This window comes from Corallococcus exercitus, assembly GCF_042231735.1.
Classification (GTDB): domain Bacteria; phylum Myxococcota; class Myxococcia; order Myxococcales; family Myxococcaceae; genus Corallococcus; species Corallococcus exercitus_B.
Genome location: NZ_CP102577.1, coordinates 5,836,620 through 5,854,833 on the forward strand (window position 1 = coordinate 5,836,620; position 18,214 = coordinate 5,854,833).

An 18,214-nucleotide genomic window follows, 5' to 3' on the forward strand; every position below is an offset into this window, starting at 1 on the left:
AGGCTTTCGCATGACACGCGTCCCCTCCTCTCCGCCCTCCAGCGGTTCCTCCGTGGCGCGCGCCCTGCTGCTCATGGCCGCGCCGCTGCTGCTGCTCACCTCCTGCTTCCAGCCCACGACCGTGGACTGCGCCTCCGGGCTCGTCTGTCCGGAGGGGCTGAGGTGCGCCGCGAGCCAGGACGTCTGCATCTCCACGGACTGTGGCGACGGCGCCGTCCAGGACGGCGAGCAGTGCGACGACGGCAACGTCGTGGACGGCGACGGCTGTAGCCGCGACTGCAAGTCCACCGAGACGTGTGGCAACGACGTCGTGGACCTGGCCACGAAGGAGAAGTGCGACGACGGCAACACCGTGGACGGCGACGGGTGCAGCGCGGACTGTCTGTCCAATGAGCTGTGCGGCAACGGCGTCATGGACACGGCCGTGGGCGAGAAGTGCGACGACGGCAACAACGCCAGCGGCGACGGCTGCAGCGCGGACTGCCTGTCCACCGAGGTCTGCGGCAACAAGTACACCGACCCCACCAAGGAGGAGCGCTGCGACGACGGCAACACCGTCAGCGGCGACGGGTGCAGCGCGGACTGCCTCTCCCTGGAGAGCTGCGGCAACCGCTACGTGGACACCGCCAAGGGTGAGAAGTGCGACGACGGCAACAACGTCAACGGCGACGGGTGCAGCTCCGACTGCAAGTCCGACGAGTCGTGCGGCAACAACGTCGTCGACACCATCAAGGGTGAAATCTGCGACGACGGCAACAACGTCAGCGAGGACGGCTGCAGCGCGGACTGCCGCTCCGCGGAAGGCTGCGGCAACGGCGTCCGCGACGGTGAGGAGCAGTGCGACGACAAGGGCGAGTCCGCGACCTGCAACAGCACCTGCACCGTGCGCGTCTGCGGCGACGGCATCATCAACCGGACCGCGGGCGAGCAGTGCGACGACAAGGGCGAGTCCGCCTACTGCAACGCCAACTGCACGCTGCGCAAGTGTGGCGACGGCGTGGTGAACACGTCGGCGGGCGAGCAGTGCGACAATCCCGGCCCCGCCAACAGCCCCACCTGCGACCTGGACTGCACCATCGCCTTCTGCGGCGACGGCTTCGCCAACATCACGAGCAACGAGCTGTGCGACACGGCGGGCAACTCCCGCACCTGCAACGCGGACTGCACGCCCGCGGCCTGTGGCGACCGGATCCTCAACACCGCGGCGAACGAACTGTGTGACGACGGCCCGAACTCGGCCTTCTGTGACAACGACTGCACCCCCACCGCCTGCGGCGACGGCCTCACCAACACGGCGGCGAAGGAGCAGTGTGACGACGGCAACACGCTCGACGACGACGACTGCCTGGGCACCTGCAAGCCGAACGTCTGCGGCGACAACGTGGTCAACGTCAACGGGCCGGAGCGCCCGGAGGCCTGTGACGACGGCAACACGAAGACGGAGACCGTGTGCGCCTACGGTACCGCCACCTGCCAGGCGTGCCGCGGCGACTGCCAGTTGCCGCTCGAGCTGAAGGGCAACGTCTGCGGCGACAAGGTGAAGGACGCCACGAACGAGGCCTGTGACGACGGCAACACCGACACGGAGGAGGCCTGCCCCTACGGCACCGCCAACTGCTCCGTGTGCCGCTTCGACTGCAAGGAGAGCCTGCCGCGCAAGGGCAACACCTGCGGCGACGGCGTGAGGGACCTGGACAACGAAGTCTGCGACGACGGCAACACCACCTCGGAGAGCACCTGCCCCTACGGCGAGGCGAGCTGTCAGCGGTGCAGCAACGACTGCAAGCGGGTCCTCACGCTCGAAGGCAACATCTGCGGGGACAACGTGCAGGACCTCAGCACCGCGAACGAGGTCTGTGACGACGGCAACACCGAGACGGAGGACGCCTGCCCGTACGGCACCCGCAACTGCAACGTGTGCCGCTTCGACTGCAAGGCGAAGGTGTCGCGCACGGGCAACGTTTGCGGCGACAACGTAAAGGACTCCAACAACGCGAACGAGGTCTGCGACGACGGCAACACCACCTCGGAGACCGCCTGCCCCTACGGCACGGCGAGCTGCGAGAAGTGCAGCGACACCTGCAAGGCGGTCCTCACGCTCGACGGCAACGTCTGCGGCGACGGCGTGAAGGACTCCAACAACGCGAACGAGGTCTGCGACGACGGCAACACCCTGGTCTGCGGCTCCTGCAGCGCCAACTGCAAGGCGAAGACGCTCCAGGTGGCGACCGGCACCATCACGGCTTCCAGCAGCACGGACATGAAGGACGGCGAGACGTTCACCATCAGCGACGGCATCAACGAGCCGGTCAAGTTCGAGATCGACCGCAACGGCGTTCTCAGCAACAGCGCCAACCAGCGGGTCATCGTGGAGAACAACACACCCGCGGCGCAGATCGCCCTGCTCATCACGGACGCCATCAACTCCGTGCCGGAGCCGTTCGAAATCGAGGCCACCGTCGCCCCCAACTCCGTCACCGTGAACCTCACCCACAAGCTCCAGGGCTCCATCGGCAACCAGGCGATGACCGAGCGCATCACCAACAACACCTTCAAGGTGAACGGGATGAGCGGCGGCAGCGGCTACGACTGCACCGAGGGCACGAAGTGCGTGGGCAACGAGGACTGCGCCCGCGACCTGGTCTGTGGGGCCAACAAGACCTGCGTCCCGGCGCCTTGACGCGCCGGGTCATGTCCAGCGTTGTACGGGGGCGCGCGGAGGGGCGCGGGTGGGGGGACGTGCGGTTGACTTGACCGCCGTGGGGGTGGTGAACCGTTCGGGCCCCGGGCAGTCGCGGGCCCGGTGGCCTTGCAGCGGTCGTGAACCTCGCTTGCCGCGTCTGGAGCCACATCCATGATGACCCCTCCCCGTCGTCACCGCCGGAGCCCCTGGCTCACGCGGTGGCATCCTCTCGTCGCCGCGGGCTTCGCCTCGGCGCTGGTCTCCTGCGCCGCCTCCGAAACGCCTGACACAGCCCCCGTTCCTTCCGCGCCCGCCGTGGAGGACACCGCGCAGCGCGAGCAGGAGCTGCTCACCTGGACGCTGGGCGCGAAGTACGACGCCACGCAGGCCAACATCCACTTCAACGTGTACTCGTCGCGCGCCACGCGCATCGAGCTGTGGATCTACAAGACGGCCCAGGGCGCGGCGCCCGCCGTGACGTACGTGATGACGAAGAACGCGACGACCAACGTCTGGTCGAAGACCGCCTCCGTCTCCACGCTGAAGAACAGCTACGGCGTCACCGGCACCGTCTATTACGGCTACCGCGCGTGGGGCCCCAACTGGACGTACGTCTCCACCTGGAACACGTCGACCAACAGCGCGCACGGCTTCGTCGCGGACGTGGACTCGGCGGGCAACCGCTTCAACCCGAACAAGCTGCTGTGGGACCCGTACGCGCTGGAGCTGTCGCACGACCCGGTGAACCCCGCCAACGCGGACGCCACGGTGTTCGCGTCCGGCCCGCTGCACCGCTACAAGGACTCAGGCCCGTTCGCGCCCAAGGGCATCGTGCTGGCGCCGGACACCACGGCCACCGGCACCAAGCCCACGCGCGCCTTCAAGGACGACATCGTCTATGAGGTGCACCTGCGCGGCCTGACGAAGCAGGACACCGGCTCCGGGCTGGATGCCGCCTGTCTGGGCACCTACAAGACGGCGGGACAGAAGGCCGCGCAGCTGGCGGCGCTGGGCGTGACGGCGGTGGAGTTCCTGCCGCTGCATGAGACGGACAACGGCAACAACGACAAGGTGGCGAGCACGGCCGGCGACAACTACTGGGGTTACATGAACCTCAGCTACTTCGCGCCGGACCGCCGCTACGCGTGCGACCAGACGCCGGGCGGCCCCACGCGCGAGTTCAAGGCCATGGTGAAGGCCTTCCACGACGCCGGCATCAAGGTGCTGGTGGACGTGGTCTACAACCACACCGGCGAGGGCGGCGCGTGGATCAGCGGCGACCCCAGCACGTACAACGTCATGTCGTACCGGGGCCTGGACAACCCCACGTACTACAGCCTCACGAAGGACATGAAGTTCAACTGGGACAACACGGGCGTGGGCGGCAACTTCAACACGTTCAACCCCACGGCCCGCAACGTCATCCTGCATTCGCTGTCGTACTGGAAGGACACGCTGGGCGTGGACGGCTTCCGGTTCGACCTGGCGTCCGTGCTGGGCAACATCTACGAGCACGAGACGGCCACGCACTCGGGCTTCGAGTACAACCGCGACAACCCGAACACGGCGCTCAACCAAATCACCACGCAGCTGGATCCGCGTCCGGAGGCGGGCGGCGCGGGCACGGACTTCATCGCGGAGCCGTGGGCCATTGGCGGCAACTCCTACCAGGTGGGCAACTTCCCGGCGAAGTGGCGCGAGTGGAACGGCGCGTTCCGCGACACCCTCCGCAAGGACCAGAACCAGATGGGCGTGGAGAACATCACGCCGGGGCAGCTGGCCACGCGCTTCGCGGGCTCGTCGGACCTGTACTTCGATGACGGCCGCAAGCCGGCCGCGTCCGTGAACTTCATGGTGGCCCACGACGGCCTCACCCTGAAGGACCTGTACTCGTGCAACAGCAAGAACAACAGCCAGCCGTGGCCCTACGGCCCGTCCGACGGCGGCGAGGACAACAACCACAGCTGGGACCAGGGCGGCAGCGCGGTGCTCCAGCGGCAGGCGGCGCGCAACGGCCTGGCGTTCCTGATGCTCAGCGCGGGCGTGCCGATGATTACCGGCGGTGACGAGTTCCTGCGCACGCAGTACTGCAACAACAACGTGTACAACCTGGACTCGAACAAGAACTGGCTGGACTACGCGTGGAGCGCGGACCAGTCCAACTTCCGCCTGTTCGCCAAGAACCTCATCGCGTTCCGCAAGGCGCACCCCGCCCTGCGCCCGGCCGCCTTCTACAGCGCGGTGGACAACAACGGGAACGTGATGGAGCAGCACCGCTGGTTCAAGCCGGACGGCTTCGTTCCGGACGCGACGTACTTCAACAGCTCGGGCAACCACGCGCTGGCCTACCGCATCGACGCGTCGGAGTTCTCCGGTGAGACGGTGAGCGCCATCTACGTCGCGTACAACGGCTGGTCCGCCGCGGTGAACTTCTCGCTGCCCTGGCCGGGCAACGGGAAGCAGTGGTACCGCGTGACGGACACCTGCTCGTGGATCGAGAGCCGGGGCGCGGATCAGGTGCTGCTCAACCCGGGCGCCGCGGACCTGATTGGCGGCGAGGCCGCGACCTACGGCCTGTGCGGCCGGGGCGTGCTGGTGCTGGTGGCCAAGTAGCGTGAAGACGGTGGAGGACCCGGTGCGCTCTCACGGCCACCGGGTCCTTCGCTCCGGTATAACGCCGGGCATGGCCCAGGACGACAGCGCGGTGGTGAAGCGGCTCCAGCAGGAGGACTCCTTCGAGAACGAGACCTTCGAGGGACTGGACCTCCAGCGCGTCGACCTGGGTGACAAGGAGTTCTACCGGTGCACCTTCCTGAACTGTGAGTTGCAGGAGAGCCGGTGGAAGGAGGCGCTGCTGGAGGTGTGCGTGTTCCAGGGCTGCAACCTGACGCGCGCGAACTTCAACGCCATCCGGCTGCGGGACGTGCGCTTCGAGGGCTCGAAGCTGATGGGCATTGACTGGACGGGCGTGGCGGCGAACCCGGAGGTGAACTTCGAGGAGTGCGCCATGCCCTACAGCTCGTTCGTGGGGCTGGGCCTGCGCCAGACGTCCTTCGTGCGCTGCGTGGCGCGCGAGGCGAACTTCTTCGACATGGACCTGACGGACGCGGACTTCACCGGCGCGGACCTCACCGGCAGCAACTTCCGCGGCTGCACGCTCACCCGGACGGACTTCTCCGGCGCCACGGGCCTGGTGCTGGACCCGGCGCGGAACAAGCTGAAGGAGACGCGCATCCCGCAGGACACGGCGATGTCCGTGGTGCATGAGCTGGGCATGCGCGTGGAGGGCTACCACGCGAAGACGGCGGGGCGTGGCGCTGCGAAGAAGGCAGGAGCGAAGCGGTGAGGGACGGCACGCCGTTCGACATGGTCGCCGTCGTGCGGATCGGCGTGATGGTGGAGATGGGGCTCGTCGGGCTGAAGCAGCTCATCGCCTGGGCGGACGCATGGGTGATGAAGCTGGACGACTCACCCCTCTGGCTGCTGGAGCTGTGCACGGCACCGGACGCCGACACGGCGCTGGGGTTGATCCGCAACATCCCGATGCTTCCGTCTCCAGCCACTCCCGAGGAAGACCGCGCGGCGGATGCGGACCACCTGGCGAGCCTGTTCCTCCGCTACCGCAACGGGTCGCTCTCCTGGGGAGACTTCCTCTTTCAGGGAGGCCAGTACCTGGATCGCGCGGGCGGCCCCTGGCCGTGTGAGACGTTCTTCATGCAGCTGAACCTGCTGGAGCGCATGGGGTTTCCGGAAGACTTGATGCAGTCCCAGCGCGAGGACATCGAGCGCGAGCTCCGGGAAGCGCTGGAGCGGATGGAAGCCGCGCACCGGCGCTTCGAAGCCGAAGCGCGCGGGGACTAATCCACGACCACGCGTCTTCGTGGGGCGACGTTCCAGAGGGCTGGCAGGTCCGCGTCGCAGAAGGTGCAGACGAACCACTGTTCCTTCACCAGGTTGAGCTCGCCGCATCGGGTGCACCGCCTGAAGGTGATGGCGGAGGTGAAGCCCGGAGGACCGCGAAGGCCGGCCCTGGTCAATGCGAGCGCGAGCGCGTCCCAGCAGTCCGTGTCCGGGCAGTAGCCCGTCGATTGATTCGAGGCTCCCGCGACGTCCCACCCCGTCGCTGTTCGCTGGAAGTGGAGTTCGCCCGCCGCCAGCACCTCCTCGCCTCCCGCGCACGCGACGTGTTCCGACCGGCGGGGCGCCAACCGCAGGCAGCCGGTGAGGTCCACGACCCAGGTCGCGCCCTCCTCGCTGGCTTCCGGATGTTCCTGGAGCCAGCGGTCGAGGTCCTTCCGGGCGCGGATGGGAGCGCCGGCCGGATGCGCCTTCACGGCGCGGCGGATCTCCTCGGGCCCGACATAGGTGTAGGCGTACAGCTCCATCACGGTCTCTCCTGCAAGGGACGACCGTGAGACGTCAGGTCACGCCCCCACCGGACATCGCGGGTGAAGCCGTGCGCGACATGACCAGGCGGCGGCAGGCGGAGGACTTCACCGCGAGGTACACGCGCAGGCCCGGTGCGATGTGGAGCTCGCGCACGGCGGCATGCGTGAGGCGGACCACCCAGTGCACGCCCGCCACGTCCACGTGGGTCGCGCACTCCCCTGCTCCCGCGTCCTCCAGCTTCGTCACCGTGCCTTCGAGCACATTGCGCGCGGAGATGCCGGTGAGGGGGCCGGTGGAGAGGAGGATGTCCTCGGCGGGCACGGCGTAGGCGGCGCGGGTGCCGTGGGGCAGCTCCGGCGCGTCCGGTACCCAGAGCGACAGGCCCTCCGTGACGCGCAGCCGCGTGCCTCCGGAGCCGGGATGTTCCAGGGTGCCTTCAAGGATGTTCTCCTCGGGCTCGCCGGTGAGCAGGCCACGCGCCACCGTGCCCAGCACCCTGTCCGCGGGGCCCACGGCCTTCACGGCGCCGCCGTCCAGCAGCAGGGCCTCGCGGGCCAGGGCTCGGGCTTCGCCGAGTTGGTGGGTCACGTAGAGCAGCGGCACATGGGCTTCGTCGCGCACGCGCAAGAGGTAGGGCAGCACGCGCTCCTTCAACGCGACATCCAGCGCGGCCAGGGGTTCGTCCAACAGCAGCAGCGCGGGGTCGGTGGCGAGCGCACGCGCCAGGGCGACCCGCTGCTTCTCGCCTCCGGACAGCGTCACCGGGTAGCGGTGCAGCAGGGGCTCCAGTTCCAGCAGGTGCACGGCTTCGTCCACGCGCGAAGGCCGTCCGGCGCGCACGCCGAAGCGCACGTTCTGTCCGGCGGTGAGGTGCGGAAAGAGCAATGCGTCCTGAGGCACGTAGCCCATGCGGCGCGCTTCGGGAGGCACGTCCACACCGGCGGCGGTGTCGAGGAGCACGCGGCCATCGACCACGATGCGGCCTGTCGCGCCTCGGCGCAGGCCCGCGAGCACTTCCAGCAGCGACGTCTTCCCGGAGCCGGAGCGGCCCAGCACCGTCACCGACGCGGACGTGAAGCGTGCCTCGACCTCCAGCGTGAAGCGCGCCAGGGGCAGCCGCAGCGACAGCTCCATCACGCGAGCCCCCGGGCCCCGCGCCGCCGCGTCACCACTTCCGTCACGTACATGGCCCCGAACGCGAGCACCACCGCCACGCCCGCGAGCCTCAGCGCCTCCGCGTCCTGCCCCAGCTGCGTGCGCTGGAAGATGGCCAGCGACAGCGTCTGCGTGTGTCCCGGGATGTTGCCCGCCACCAGCACTGTCGCGCCGAACTCGCCCAGCGCCCGTGAGAACGCGAGCAGCGCGCCCGTGAGCACCCCGCGCCACGCCAGCGGCAACGTCACCCGGAAGAAGGCCCCCGTGCGCGTGTCTCCCAGCGTGCGCGCCACCGCCACCAGCCGGGGATCCACCTCCTCGAAGCCCGCGCGCGCGGAGCGCACCAGCAGGGGGAACGCCATCACCGCGCTCGCCAGCACCACCGCCTTCGGCGTGAACACCACCTCCACGCCCATCGCATCCAGCAGCCGCCCCAACACCGAGTCCCGCGCGAGCAACTCCAGCAGCACCAGGCCCACCGCCGTCGGGGGCAACACCAGCGGCAGGGCCAGCACCGTCTCCACCACGCCGCGCCCCGGTCCCTTCCAGCGCGCGAGCGCGTACGCCGCCGCCACGCCGGGCACCAGGATGAGCGCCGTGGACAGGGCCGCCACCGCCACCGTGAACAGCACCAGCCCTGTCAGTCCCTCATCCATCACGGCGATGGGTGCTCCCTGCCCGCGTCTGGCGTCCCACCGCGAGCTCCGGACGGCACGGCCTTCGCCGCACTCACGTCCAGGAAGCCCCACCGGCGGAACTCCTTCCGCGCGGCTTCCGTCTGGAGGAAGCGCACGAACGCGAGCCCCGCTTCCGGTGCCTTGCCCCGCGTCAGCGCCGCCACCGGATACACGATGCGCGGCGCGTCCGCCTCCGGCACCGTGAACGCCACCCGCACCTTCTTCGAGTTCACCGCGTCCGTCGCGTACACCACGCCCGCGTCCGCCCTCCCCGCCTCCACCGCCGCCAGCGCGGCCCGCACGTCCAACGCCGGCACCACGCGCGGCGCCACGTCCGCCCACACGCCCGCCTTCGTCAGCCACGCCTTCGCGTACACGCCCGCCGGCACCGCCGCCGGCTCCGCCAGCATCACCCGCTTGAGCCCCTTCAGGTCCGCCGGCCCGGTGACCTTCACCGCGGACCCCACCGGCACCACCACCACCAGCCGGTTGGACAGCAGGTCCACCCGCGAGCCCGCCTGCACGAGCCCCGCCCGGTCGACCAGGTCCAGCTTCGCCTCGTCGGCGGAGAGGAAGGCATCCGCGGGAGCCCCGGCCACCACCTGACGTGCCAGGTCACTCGACGCACCGAACGCGAACCGCACCCGGTGCCCCGACGCCTGCTGGAACGCGGGCGCGAGCGCCTGGAGCGCGTCCGTCGTGCTCGCCGCCGCGAACACCAGCACCTCCTCCGCCCGCGCCGACGACACCGACAGCCACGCCAGCAACAGCCCCCACCATGCACGTCGCATCGCCTGGACCTCCAGATGTTCTGGCAGCCTACAAGTTGACCCGCACGCACCTCGCCGCTAATGAATACTCTGTGTCACGGAATATCCATAAAGAGGATGAAGCGCTCTCGAAGGACGTCGACCGCATGCAGGAGTTGATGTTCTCGCTGGGGCGTCGCCGTTCGCTCCGTGACCCCATCGCCAGCACCTGCGAGCAGCTCCAGTTCACGCCGCCCCAGGTGCACGCCCTGCTGTGGCTGGGCCTGGATGGCTCGCTCACCATGGGCGAGCTGGCCAAGCGACTGGGCGTCACCGAGAAGACCGTCACCGGCGTCGTGGACCGTCTGGAACGCGAAGGCCACCTGCAGCGCGAACGCGGAGAGACCGACCGGCGCGTCGTGCGCTGCCGGCTCACCGACAAGGGCAAGCAGACCTTCGCCAAGCTCGACCGCTCCATGCACCGCGCGATGGGCGTGGTCATGGGCATGCTCGACTCCGAGGACCGCCAGGCCCTCTTCCGCGTCCTGGAGAAGGTGCTCCTGAAGCTGGACACGCCGGACGCCCCCGCGTCCGGGACCTGAAGCGCCTCCCACGCGGCCTCAGCGCCCGCCGGGTGCCCTCGCCAGCAGGAGGCGCGGGTGCAGGAGCAGCGCGAACGCCTCGCGCACCGTCCAGTACGCCCGGTCCCGCGCGCGCATCCGCCCGGCGATGGGCGCCGGACTCGTGGCCACCTCCAGCCCCTCGCGCCGAAAGCACTGCCGCGCGCGCAGCAGGTGATACGGGTCGGAGACCACCACCACGCGCCGTGCCCCACGCTCCCGCAGCAGCCGCGCGCTGAACCGCGCGTTGCCTTCCGTGGAGTGGCTGTCCTCCTCCAGCACGCACGCGGACGCGGGCACGCCCGCCGCCACCGCCAGCCCGAGCATCACGCGCGCCTCGGACGGCGGATGGGCGCCCGCGCCGCCGGACAGCAGCAGCCACGGCGCCACGCCCCGCTGGTACAGCGCCACGGCGTGCTCCACGCGCGCCACCAGCGCGCCGGACGGCACACCGCCCGGCAACACCCGCGCGCCCAGCACCACCAGCGCGTCCGCTGCGCCCACGTGCTCGCGCTGGCCGAAGCGGGCCACCCACCACGCGAGCCCGAACACACCGCCCGTGAGCACGCCCGCGCACAGGAGCAGCGTCCGGCGCGCACGTCCGGGTCTGGGAAGGAGGGCAAGGGGCAGCACCGCCGGGACCCTAGTCCTGCACCGGACATCCCGCGGCCCCGGATACACCTTCAGTGAAGCAGTGTGTCCGCGATAACAGGTTTCGCCGTCCTGGACCGACGGACGACCCGGTGAATTGTCACGATGCGTATCGCCCAGCGGGTGGTCTCGGAGACACAATGCGAAATACGCACGGCCGGGGTCCGCGGCGAACCCGGAGCGGCCGGTGGGAGGCATACGGATGGATGTCAAAGGCGTCGCATTCCTGGCTCGGCAGACCATGATGGTGCAGGCCTTCGGCGAACCGGCCTGGAAGGCCTTCGTCGCGGAGCAGGCGAAGCGGGACCCCATCTTCGGACAGCTCATCATGCCCGTGTCGCGCATCCCGGCGGATGCCTTCCTGCGCTTCAACGAGGCCATGACCCAGCGCTTCTACGGCGGCGACACCAAGGCCTACTGGCAATACGGCGTCAAATCCGCCGAGTACGCGCTGAGCCAGGGCCAGCTCAAGACGATGTTCGGCAAGGACGACTTCCGCCGCTTCGCCCTCTTCACCCCCGGCATCTGGAAGGGCTACTTCACCGAGGGCGAGCTGACCGCGCAGCTGCAGGGCGACACCGTGGACCTGCGCATCACCGGCGTGCCCCGGCCGCACGTCTACTTCGAGCTCGCCGTGATGGGCTTCGCCGCCGGCGGCCTCGCGTACCTGAGCGGCCGCAAGGAGATCCACCACGAGGTCCTCAAGGGCTTCAGCAAGGGGGACCTGGAGGTCCTCTACCGCTTCACCCTGCCCACCGCCGCCCCGTAGGACCTGGGAGACTTCAGGGCGCCGCGGCGGCCGTGGCGGCGCCAGCGGGAGCCGCGCCGGCCGGGGCCACGACGGGCGCGGCGGCGGGCTGGAGCCGCAGGTCCGCCACCACCGGGTAATGGTCGGACACGCCCACGCGCAGCACGCGCGTGGACACCGGCGTGAACGCGCCACACGCCATCACGTAGTCGATGCGCAGGGACGGCAGGAACAGCGGCATCGGGTAGGTGCCCGTCCCGTCGGAGCGCGTGACGCGCGCCACGTCCTGGAGCTGGCGGCGCAGCAGGCGCACCGGGCGCGAGTCCGGGTCGTCGTTCAGGTCGCCCATCAGCAGCCGGGGCCGGTCGTCCTTCGCCAGCAGCTGGGAGATGAAGACGCTCTGGCGCACGCGCGCCGCGCCGTTGAAGGGCCGGCGGATGAGGTGCGTGGCGTAGACGCTCACCTCGCGCCCGTCCACGTCCAGCACGGCGTGCGCCAGCGTGCGCGGCTCCGCCCCCCGGGGCGTGGGCAGCGGGTACTGCGCCAGCGACGCCAGCGGGTAGCGCGACAGGAGCGCGATGCCGTACGCGCCGCCGTACAGCCGCGTGGTGCCGAAGTGCGCGCGGTACTTCAGGCCGGTGAGCGCCGACAGCCGCTCCACCTGGTCCTCGCCGTGCGCGCGCGTGGAGCCCACGTCCACCTCCTGCAGCGCGACGACGTCCGGGGACTCCTGGCGGATGACGTCCGCCACCCGCTCCAGGCCCTTGAGGCCGGACTGGATGTTGAAGGTCATCACCCGCAGGGCGCCCGCGTCACGCGCGGCCCTGGGGGCCGCGGCGACGGGCGTGACGCCCGAGGACAGGGTGGGACGCACCGCGGGACCGGAGGCACAGGCCAGCGATCCCGCGACGAACAGCGCGGTCAGGAGGGGGCTTGTTCGCATCAAGGGGGGCGATGGTAGGCCGCCCGCCCTCGCGCTGTCGTCCCGCCCCCCGGGGCACGGCTGGAGGGCAGCCGGGCTTCAGCCCTGCGTGTCACGGCGGCGGCGGCGCGCGGCCAGCGCCGCGAACACGGCGATGAGCACCGCCGGCGCGCCGCTGGTGGCCGCGGAGCAGCCGCCCTCGTCATCCTTCGGGGGGACGGGGTCGGTGCCGCCGGTGACGACGACGTCCAGCGTGGCGTTGGCGTGCGAGTCACCCGTGGCGTCGCTGTTGCCGTTCACGGAGTTGCCCGCGGCGTAGACCTTGTAGGTGCCGTTGGTGGCCGGGGCCACCAGCGAGAAGTCGAAGCGCGCCGAGCCGCTGGTGAAGCCCTTGGGCAGGGTGTGCGTCAGCTCGCCGTTCAGCACCTTCGTGCCCGAGCCCGCGGTCAGCGTCGCGCCGTCCGTGGCCACGTTCATGCCCGCCTTCGAGCCAGGGCCGCCGCTGATGACCAGCGAGTACTGGCCCGTCTCGCCCGCCTTCAGCGCCGTGGGGCCCTCCAGCGTCACGGTGGGGTTGCTCGTCCCGCCGCCGTGGCAGCCGGACGCGGTGCAGGACACGCCGTTCTGCTTGCCGCTGCGCCCGCTGATGCCGGTGGAGTTGGCGAACGCGGAGCCCGCGACAAGGCACACCGCGACCGCGCCCACGGACGAAAGAATGGACCGCATGGATGGAACCTCCTGGGGGGAAATCAGGAAAGACAAGGGGGCTCCCTTCTAGCGCAGCGCGGCGAGGAGTGCAGCAGGCGACACTCCTCTATGACGCGGGGGCTGGGCGTACCGCGCCCTACAGCCAGGTGAAGGCGTCGTGGAGCGCCTTGTGGCCGCCGTGCTCCAGCACCTGGCCGTGGCAGACGACGACGCGCTCCACGTCCCACCTCAGCGCACGCTGAAGCGCGGCGCGCGCGGCCTCCCGGTCCTTCGTGACGAGGCGCAGGAAGCGCGGGGCCGCGAACTTCCCCAGGACGCCGTCCAGCAGCAGGTACGCGCGCTGCCGCAGGCCTTCCGCGCGCGGATAGTGGAAGGCCAGGTCGGTGACGAGGAGCGTGCGGCTGGGGCGGTGGAAGAAGAGGAACTCGTTGAGCTGGGGCATGCCGCGCACGTGCATCTGGTCCAGCACGGGGGCCCAGGCGGGGTCGGGCGTGTCGTCCAGCTCCTGGTCGATTCGGAGCGCCGGCTGCTTCACGCGCAGCCCCGCGGGCGCCACCACGCGGGCGTCGGGGAAGGCCGCGGCCCAGTCCGGCAGGTGCACGTGGTGCATGAGGTTGGGGGCGACGAGGAAGCGCACCTTCCCCAGGGCCTCCACGGCGGCCCTCCGCTCCGGCGTGAAGGCGACGGGCGAGTGCACCCACAGCCCGCCGTCCGGCAGGCGGAGGACCGTCATCCGGCCTCCCACGGGGACGCCGTAGAAGGAGAAGGGGGCTTCGAACACGTGGACGTCGTCGGCGAGCCCGCGGGGCGCGGTGTCAGGGGGCGTAGGCATGGCGGGTCCTTCTCCAAGCACGGACGGCGTTCGGGGGACGAGTCCGGCCTCGGTCCGGCGTTGATTTCCGGAACATCCCATCGTAGGCAACCCCCCTCTTTCCATCCCCAAGCAAGGTGCCCAGCACATGGCCGAGAAGCTCACGCCCCGCGAGAAGGGCTTTTCCGAGTGGTACGTCGACCTGGTCCAGAAGGCGAAGCTCGCCGACTACTCGGACGTGAAGGGCTGCATGGTCATCCGCCCCAACGGCTACGCGCTGTGGGAGAACATCCAGCGGACGATGGACAAGATGTTCAAGGACACGGGCGTGAAGAACGCCTACTTCCCGCTGCTCATCCCGGAGTCCTTCCTCAAGAAGGAAGCCGAGCACGTGGAGGGCTTCAACCCGCAGCTGGCGGTCGTCACGCACGCGGGCGGCCAGAAGCTGGAGGAGCCGTACGTCATCCGGCCCACGTCCGAGACCATCATCAACCGCAGCTTCTCCAAGTGGATCCAGAGCTACCGGGACCTGCCCCTCCTGGTGAACCAGTGGGCCAACGTGATGCGCTGGGAGATGCGCACGCGCCTGTTCCTGCGCACCACGGAGTTCCTCTGGCAGGAGGGCCACACCTGCCATGAGACGGAGGCGGACGCGGAGGAGCGCACGCTGCAGATGCTGGAGGTCTACCGCACGTTCGCGGAGGACTACATGGCCATGCCCGTGCTGCCGGGGCGCAAGTCGGAGTCGGAGAAGTTCGCCGGCGCGCTGCGCACGTACAGCATCGAGGCCATGATGCAGGACAAGAAGGCGCTCCAGGCGGGCACCAGCCACAACCTGGGCCAGAACTTCGCCAAGGCCTTCGACACCACGTTCCAGGGCCGCGACGGCAAGGTGCACCACGTGTGGCAGACGTCGTGGGGCTCCTCCACGCGCCTCATCGGCGGGCTCATCCTCACGCACTCGGATGACGCGGGCCTCGTGGTGCCGCCGCGCATCGCCGCCACGCACGTGGTCATCATCCCCATCGCGGGCAAGGCGACGGACGCGGAGAAGACGCAGGTGATGGAGAAGTCGCACGCGCTGGCCGCGGACCTGCGCAAGGCGGGCCTGGGCGTGGTGGTGGACGACGACGAAACGAAGGGCCCGGGCTTCAAGTACAACGAGCACGAGCTCATCGGCACGTGTCTGCGCATCGAGCTGGGGCCCAAGGACCTGGCCAAGGGCTCGTGCGTGATGGTGCGCCGCGACCTGCGCCAGAAGGAGTTCGTGTCCCTGGACGAGGCCGTCGCCAAGGCCCAGGCGATGCTGGACCAGATGCAGAAGGACCTGTTCCAGAAGGCGAAGGCCTTCCGCGACGCGAACACCTTCGAGGTCAACTCCTACGAGGAGCTGAAGGCGCGCGCGGAGGACGGCTTCCTCCTGGCGCACTGGGATGGCGACCCGAAGACGGAGGCGCGCATCAAGGAGGAGACGGGCCTCACCACCCGCTGCCGCCCGTTCAGCCTCAAGCAGGAGCCGGGCAAGTGCGTGATGACCGGCAACCCGTCGCCCGGCCGCATCGTGTTCTCCAAGGCGTACTGACCCGGGCTTCGCGTCCGTGTCATCCGCGGGGCTGGGAGGCGACTCCCGGCCCCGTTGTCATTTCAGCGCGTCAGCTGGCGGCGAGCAGGGGCCGCTTCCGGGGCAGGAAGGTGGCCACGGGCTCCGGCTTGCCCGCGACGGGCAGCGGCGCGGCGGCCTCGAAGTCGAAGGCGTCCAGGCAGCGCTCGCGCGTGGCGTGGGAGACGAGCACCGGGGCGCCGACCTTCTTCGTCAGGCCCTCGATGCGGCTGGCCAGGTTCACCGCGTCGCCGATGACGGTGTACTCGCGGCGCTGCTCGCTGCCCACCGCGCCCACCACCACGCGGCCGGTGTGCACGCCCACGCCGATGCTGAGCGGGGAATCGCCCCGGGCGGCGCGCTCCTGGTTGAGCGTGTCCAGCGCCTCCAGCATGGCCAGCGCGCACGCCACGGCGGCGGCCGGGTGGCCCGGCTGCTCCAGGGGCGCGCCGAAGTACGCGAGGATGCCGTCGCCCATGAACTTGTCGAGCGTGCCGCCGTGGCGGAACACCACCTCCACCATGCGCGACAGGTACTCGTTGAGCAGCGCCACCACCTGGGGGCTCTCCATCCGGTCCGACAGCGACGTGAAGCCGCGGATGTCGGAGACGAGCAGCGTCACCTCGCGGTGCTCGCCCGCCTCGCCGTCGGGGCCCTTCTGCGAGATGCGCCGCGCGACCTCCGGGGAGAAGAAGCGGCCCAGCCGCTCGCGCTGCATCTCCTCGCGCACCACGTCCGTGACCAGCCCCATCACCGTGCGGCTGATGAAGAAGGCCACCGACGACGCGAGCACCATCACCAGCACCAGGCCGGGCAGGAACTGGGGGGCGGGCAGCCCCGCGCCCAGCGTCAGCATGGCCACCGTGACGATGCCCAGCACCGTGGCCGCCGCGACGATGAGCCGCGACAGCGTCACCATGGACACGATGACCACCAGCACCAGGTACACGCCCATGGTGAGCAGCGCGGTGGTGGCGCCGGTGGCGGAGCCCTGGATGGAGCGCTCCTGCAGGAAGTAGATGAGCGGCATGTCCAGGAGCGCCACGCCCAGCGCCGGCCGCCGCAGCAGCGCGGGCACCCGGCGCGCGCCCGCCCACAGCAGCACGGCCAGCGCGATGTAGCCCCCCAGCACGCCGCGCGGCACGCGCCAGTCATCCAGCACGGCCAGCCCCAGCCACGCCGCCGTGGTCACCATGCGCGTCACGTTGAGCCAGGACCCCACGTCCGCGCGCCACTCGTCCAGGCGGCGCTGCAAGGTGGACTCGACCTGGGCTCGGGAGAACAGGGACCGCATGGGCCTGGAACGCTACCCCACGCGTGGGCCCCTCTCCAGGCGAGCCCCCCGCTGCGTTAGGGTCCCGCGCATGGCGAGCATCGGGCACGTGGCCGTGGGCATGGCACTGGGGCGTTATGAGACGGGGGCGGGCGCGCCCTGGCGCCGGCGGCTGGCGGTGATGGGGTTCCTGTCGCTGATGGCCCTCCTGCCGGACGCGGACGTGGTGGCGTTCGCGCTGCGCATCCCCTACGCGGCGACGTGGGGCCACCGCGGTGCGTCGCACTCGTTCGTCTTCGCGGCGGCGGTGGCGCTCGCGGTGGCGGCGCTGGCCCGGTGGAAGGGGGAGTCCGGCACGCGCTGGGGGCTCTTGACGCTGGCGGCGGTGGCCAGCCACGGCATCCTGGACACGCTCACGGACGGCGGGCTGGGCGCGGCCCTCTTCTGGCCCTTCTCCGACGCGCGCGTCTTCGCCCCGGTGCGGCCGCTGCCGGTGGCGCCCATCGGCGCGGGCATGCTGTCCGCGCGAGGGCTGTACGTGAGCGGCGTGGAGCTCCTCGTGTTCCTGCCCGCCTGGCTTTATGCCCTCTGGCCGAGGAAGGCGCGCGCGGCCGGGAGCGTCCAGGTTCCCTGAGGCCGGTTCTCGCTGGTTCTCAACGAGGAGCAACGCGATGCGCCTGTTCACCGCCGTGACGCTGGGAGACGCCCTCACCGCTGAAACCGGGCGGGGCATCGAGCGCCTGCGCGCCCTCGCGCCGGACGCGAAGTGGGTGCGGTCGGAGGGCGTGCACCTGACGCTGCTGTTCCTGGGGGACGTGGACGAGGGCCGCCTGCCGGAGCTGCGCGACGCGCTGGAGCCGGTGGGGCTGTACCACGCGCCCTTCGTGCTGTCGGTGGCGGGGGGCGGGACGTTCGGTTCGCCCTCCCACCCGCGCGTGCTCTGGGCGGACGTGCGAGGGGACGTCGCCGCGCTGAAGGCGCTCCAGGCGGACGTGGCCCGCGCGCTGGAGCCGCTGGGCTTCAGGTCCGACCACGCCGAGTACACCGCCCACCTGACGCTGGCCCGCGCCCGGCCACCGCGCGGGGACCCGGCCCTGGCGGCGTGCGCGCGCGAGCTCCAGGGCGCGGCGTGGGGCGAGGGGCGCGTGGACCGGCTGGTGCTGTTCGAGAGCACGCGCGGCCACTACGTGCCCCGGCTGGAGGTGCCGCTGGAGCGCGGCGGCTGAGC

The 18,214-nt window shown here is 70.4% G+C and carries 18 protein-coding genes; 9 read left to right on the plus strand and 9 right to left on the minus strand.

Annotation, left to right across the window (positions count from 1 at the left end):
• Window positions 1–10 precede the first annotated feature (10 nt).
• From NR792_RS22910 to NR792_RS22925, 4 genes are all read left to right on the plus strand, one after another.
• Window positions 11–2,680: a DUF4215 domain-containing protein gene (locus NR792_RS22910; RefSeq protein ID WP_375754806.1), complete on the plus strand. Its 2,670-nt coding sequence runs from the start codon at window positions 11–13 to the stop codon at window positions 2,678–2,680.
• A gap of 174 nt (window positions 2,681–2,854) precedes the next feature.
• Entirely contained in the window at window positions 2,855–5,296 is a 2,442-nt protein-coding gene (locus NR792_RS22915) for an alpha-amylase family glycosyl hydrolase (RefSeq protein WP_375754807.1), read from the plus strand.
• Between the two features lie 70 nt (window positions 5,297–5,366).
• Window positions 5,367–6,029: a pentapeptide repeat-containing protein gene (locus NR792_RS22920; protein ID WP_375754808.1), complete on the plus strand. Its 663-nt coding sequence runs from the start codon at window positions 5,367–5,369 to the stop codon at window positions 6,027–6,029.
• Entirely contained in the window at window positions 6,026–6,544 is a 519-nt protein-coding gene (locus NR792_RS22925) for a hypothetical protein (protein ID WP_375754809.1), read from the plus strand. Before NR792_RS22920 ends, NR792_RS22925 begins: the two co-directional genes overlap by 4 nt.
• Here the strand turns inward: NR792_RS22925 and NR792_RS22930 are convergent.
• Genes NR792_RS22930 through modA form a run of 4 tightly spaced genes read right to left on the minus strand, consistent with a single transcriptional unit; the run spans window position 6,541 to window position 9,695 of the window.
• Entirely contained in the window at window positions 6,541–7,068 is a 528-nt protein-coding gene (locus NR792_RS22930) for a hypothetical protein (protein ID WP_375754810.1), read from the minus strand. The two genes, NR792_RS22925 and NR792_RS22930, sit on opposite strands and share 4 nt — an antisense overlap.
• A 34-nt stretch (window positions 7,069–7,102) precedes the next feature.
• Window positions 7,103–8,206: a molybdenum ABC transporter ATP-binding protein gene (gene modC, locus NR792_RS22935; RefSeq protein WP_375761678.1), complete on the minus strand. Its 1,104-nt coding sequence runs from the start codon at window positions 8,204–8,206 to the stop codon at window positions 7,103–7,105.
• A complete protein-coding gene (gene modB, locus NR792_RS22940) occupies window positions 8,206–8,883 on the minus strand; it encodes a molybdate ABC transporter permease subunit (protein WP_375761679.1) in 678 nt (225 codons plus the stop codon). Before modB ends, modC begins: the two co-directional genes overlap by 1 nt.
• Window positions 8,883–9,695: a molybdate ABC transporter substrate-binding protein gene (gene modA, locus NR792_RS22945; protein WP_375754811.1), complete on the minus strand. Its 813-nt coding sequence runs from the start codon at window positions 9,693–9,695 to the stop codon at window positions 8,883–8,885. Before modA ends, modB begins: the two co-directional genes overlap by 1 nt.
• A 125-nt stretch (window positions 9,696–9,820) precedes the next feature.
• Here modA and NR792_RS22950 point away from each other — a divergent pair, with 125 nt between their 5' ends.
• Entirely contained in the window at window positions 9,821–10,255 is a 435-nt protein-coding gene (locus NR792_RS22950; protein WP_375761680.1) for a MarR family winged helix-turn-helix transcriptional regulator, read from the plus strand.
• An 18-nt stretch (window positions 10,256–10,273) separates the two neighbouring features.
• Here the strand turns inward: NR792_RS22950 and NR792_RS22955 are convergent, their stop codons facing one another.
• The gene (locus NR792_RS22955; protein WP_375754812.1) at window positions 10,274–10,906 is read right to left on the minus strand and encodes a YdcF family protein; all 633 of its coding nucleotides are present in this window, start codon (window positions 10,904–10,906) and stop codon (window positions 10,274–10,276) included.
• A gap of 220 nt (window positions 10,907–11,126) precedes the next feature.
• Here NR792_RS22955 and NR792_RS22960 point away from each other — a divergent pair, with 220 nt between their 5' ends.
• Window positions 11,127–11,693, plus strand: coding sequence for a hypothetical protein (locus NR792_RS22960; RefSeq protein WP_375754813.1), 567 nt, complete (start codon window positions 11,127–11,129; stop codon window positions 11,691–11,693).
• Window positions 11,694–11,706: 13 nt separating this feature from the next.
• On the opposite strand, the gene NR792_RS22965 is transcribed toward NR792_RS22960, so the two are convergent.
• From NR792_RS22965 to NR792_RS22975, 3 genes are all read right to left on the minus strand, one after another.
• Entirely contained in the window at window positions 11,707–12,615 is a 909-nt protein-coding gene (locus tag NR792_RS22965) for an endonuclease/exonuclease/phosphatase family protein (RefSeq protein ID WP_375754814.1), read from the minus strand.
• A 78-nt stretch (window positions 12,616–12,693) separates the two neighbouring features.
• Window positions 12,694–13,320, minus strand: a complete 627-nt coding sequence (locus NR792_RS22970) for an MXAN_6652 family MXYO-CTERM-anchored protein (RefSeq protein ID WP_375754815.1) — start codon at window positions 13,318–13,320, stop codon at window positions 12,694–12,696.
• Window positions 13,321–13,438: 118 nt separating this feature from the next.
• Window positions 13,439–14,134, minus strand: a complete 696-nt coding sequence (locus tag NR792_RS22975) for a DUF4336 domain-containing protein (RefSeq protein ID WP_375754816.1) — start codon at window positions 14,132–14,134, stop codon at window positions 13,439–13,441.
• Window positions 14,135–14,261: 127 nt separating this feature from the next.
• Here NR792_RS22975 and proS point away from each other — a divergent pair, with 127 nt between their 5' ends.
• Entirely contained in the window at window positions 14,262–15,695 is a 1,434-nt protein-coding gene (gene proS, locus NR792_RS22980) for a proline--tRNA ligase (RefSeq protein ID WP_375754817.1), read from the plus strand.
• Window positions 15,696–15,765: 70 nt separating this feature from the next.
• Here proS and NR792_RS22985 read toward each other — a convergent pair whose 3' ends face one another.
• A complete protein-coding gene (locus NR792_RS22985) occupies window positions 15,766–17,007 on the minus strand; it encodes an adenylate/guanylate cyclase domain-containing protein (protein WP_375754818.1) in 1,242 nt (413 codons plus the stop codon).
• Between the two features lie 70 nt (window positions 17,008–17,077).
• Here NR792_RS22985 and NR792_RS22990 point away from each other — a divergent pair, with 70 nt between their 5' ends.
• Both NR792_RS22990 and thpR read left to right on the plus strand, forming a co-directional pair.
• Entirely contained in the window at window positions 17,078–17,620 is a 543-nt protein-coding gene (locus NR792_RS22990) for a metal-dependent hydrolase (protein ID WP_375754819.1), read from the plus strand.
• 37 nt (window positions 17,621–17,657) lie between these two features.
• On the plus strand, window positions 17,658–18,212 hold the full coding sequence (gene thpR, locus NR792_RS22995; RefSeq protein ID WP_375754820.1) for an RNA 2',3'-cyclic phosphodiesterase: 555 nt from the start codon (window positions 17,658–17,660) through the stop codon (window positions 18,210–18,212).
• Window positions 18,213–18,214 lie beyond the last annotated feature (2 nt).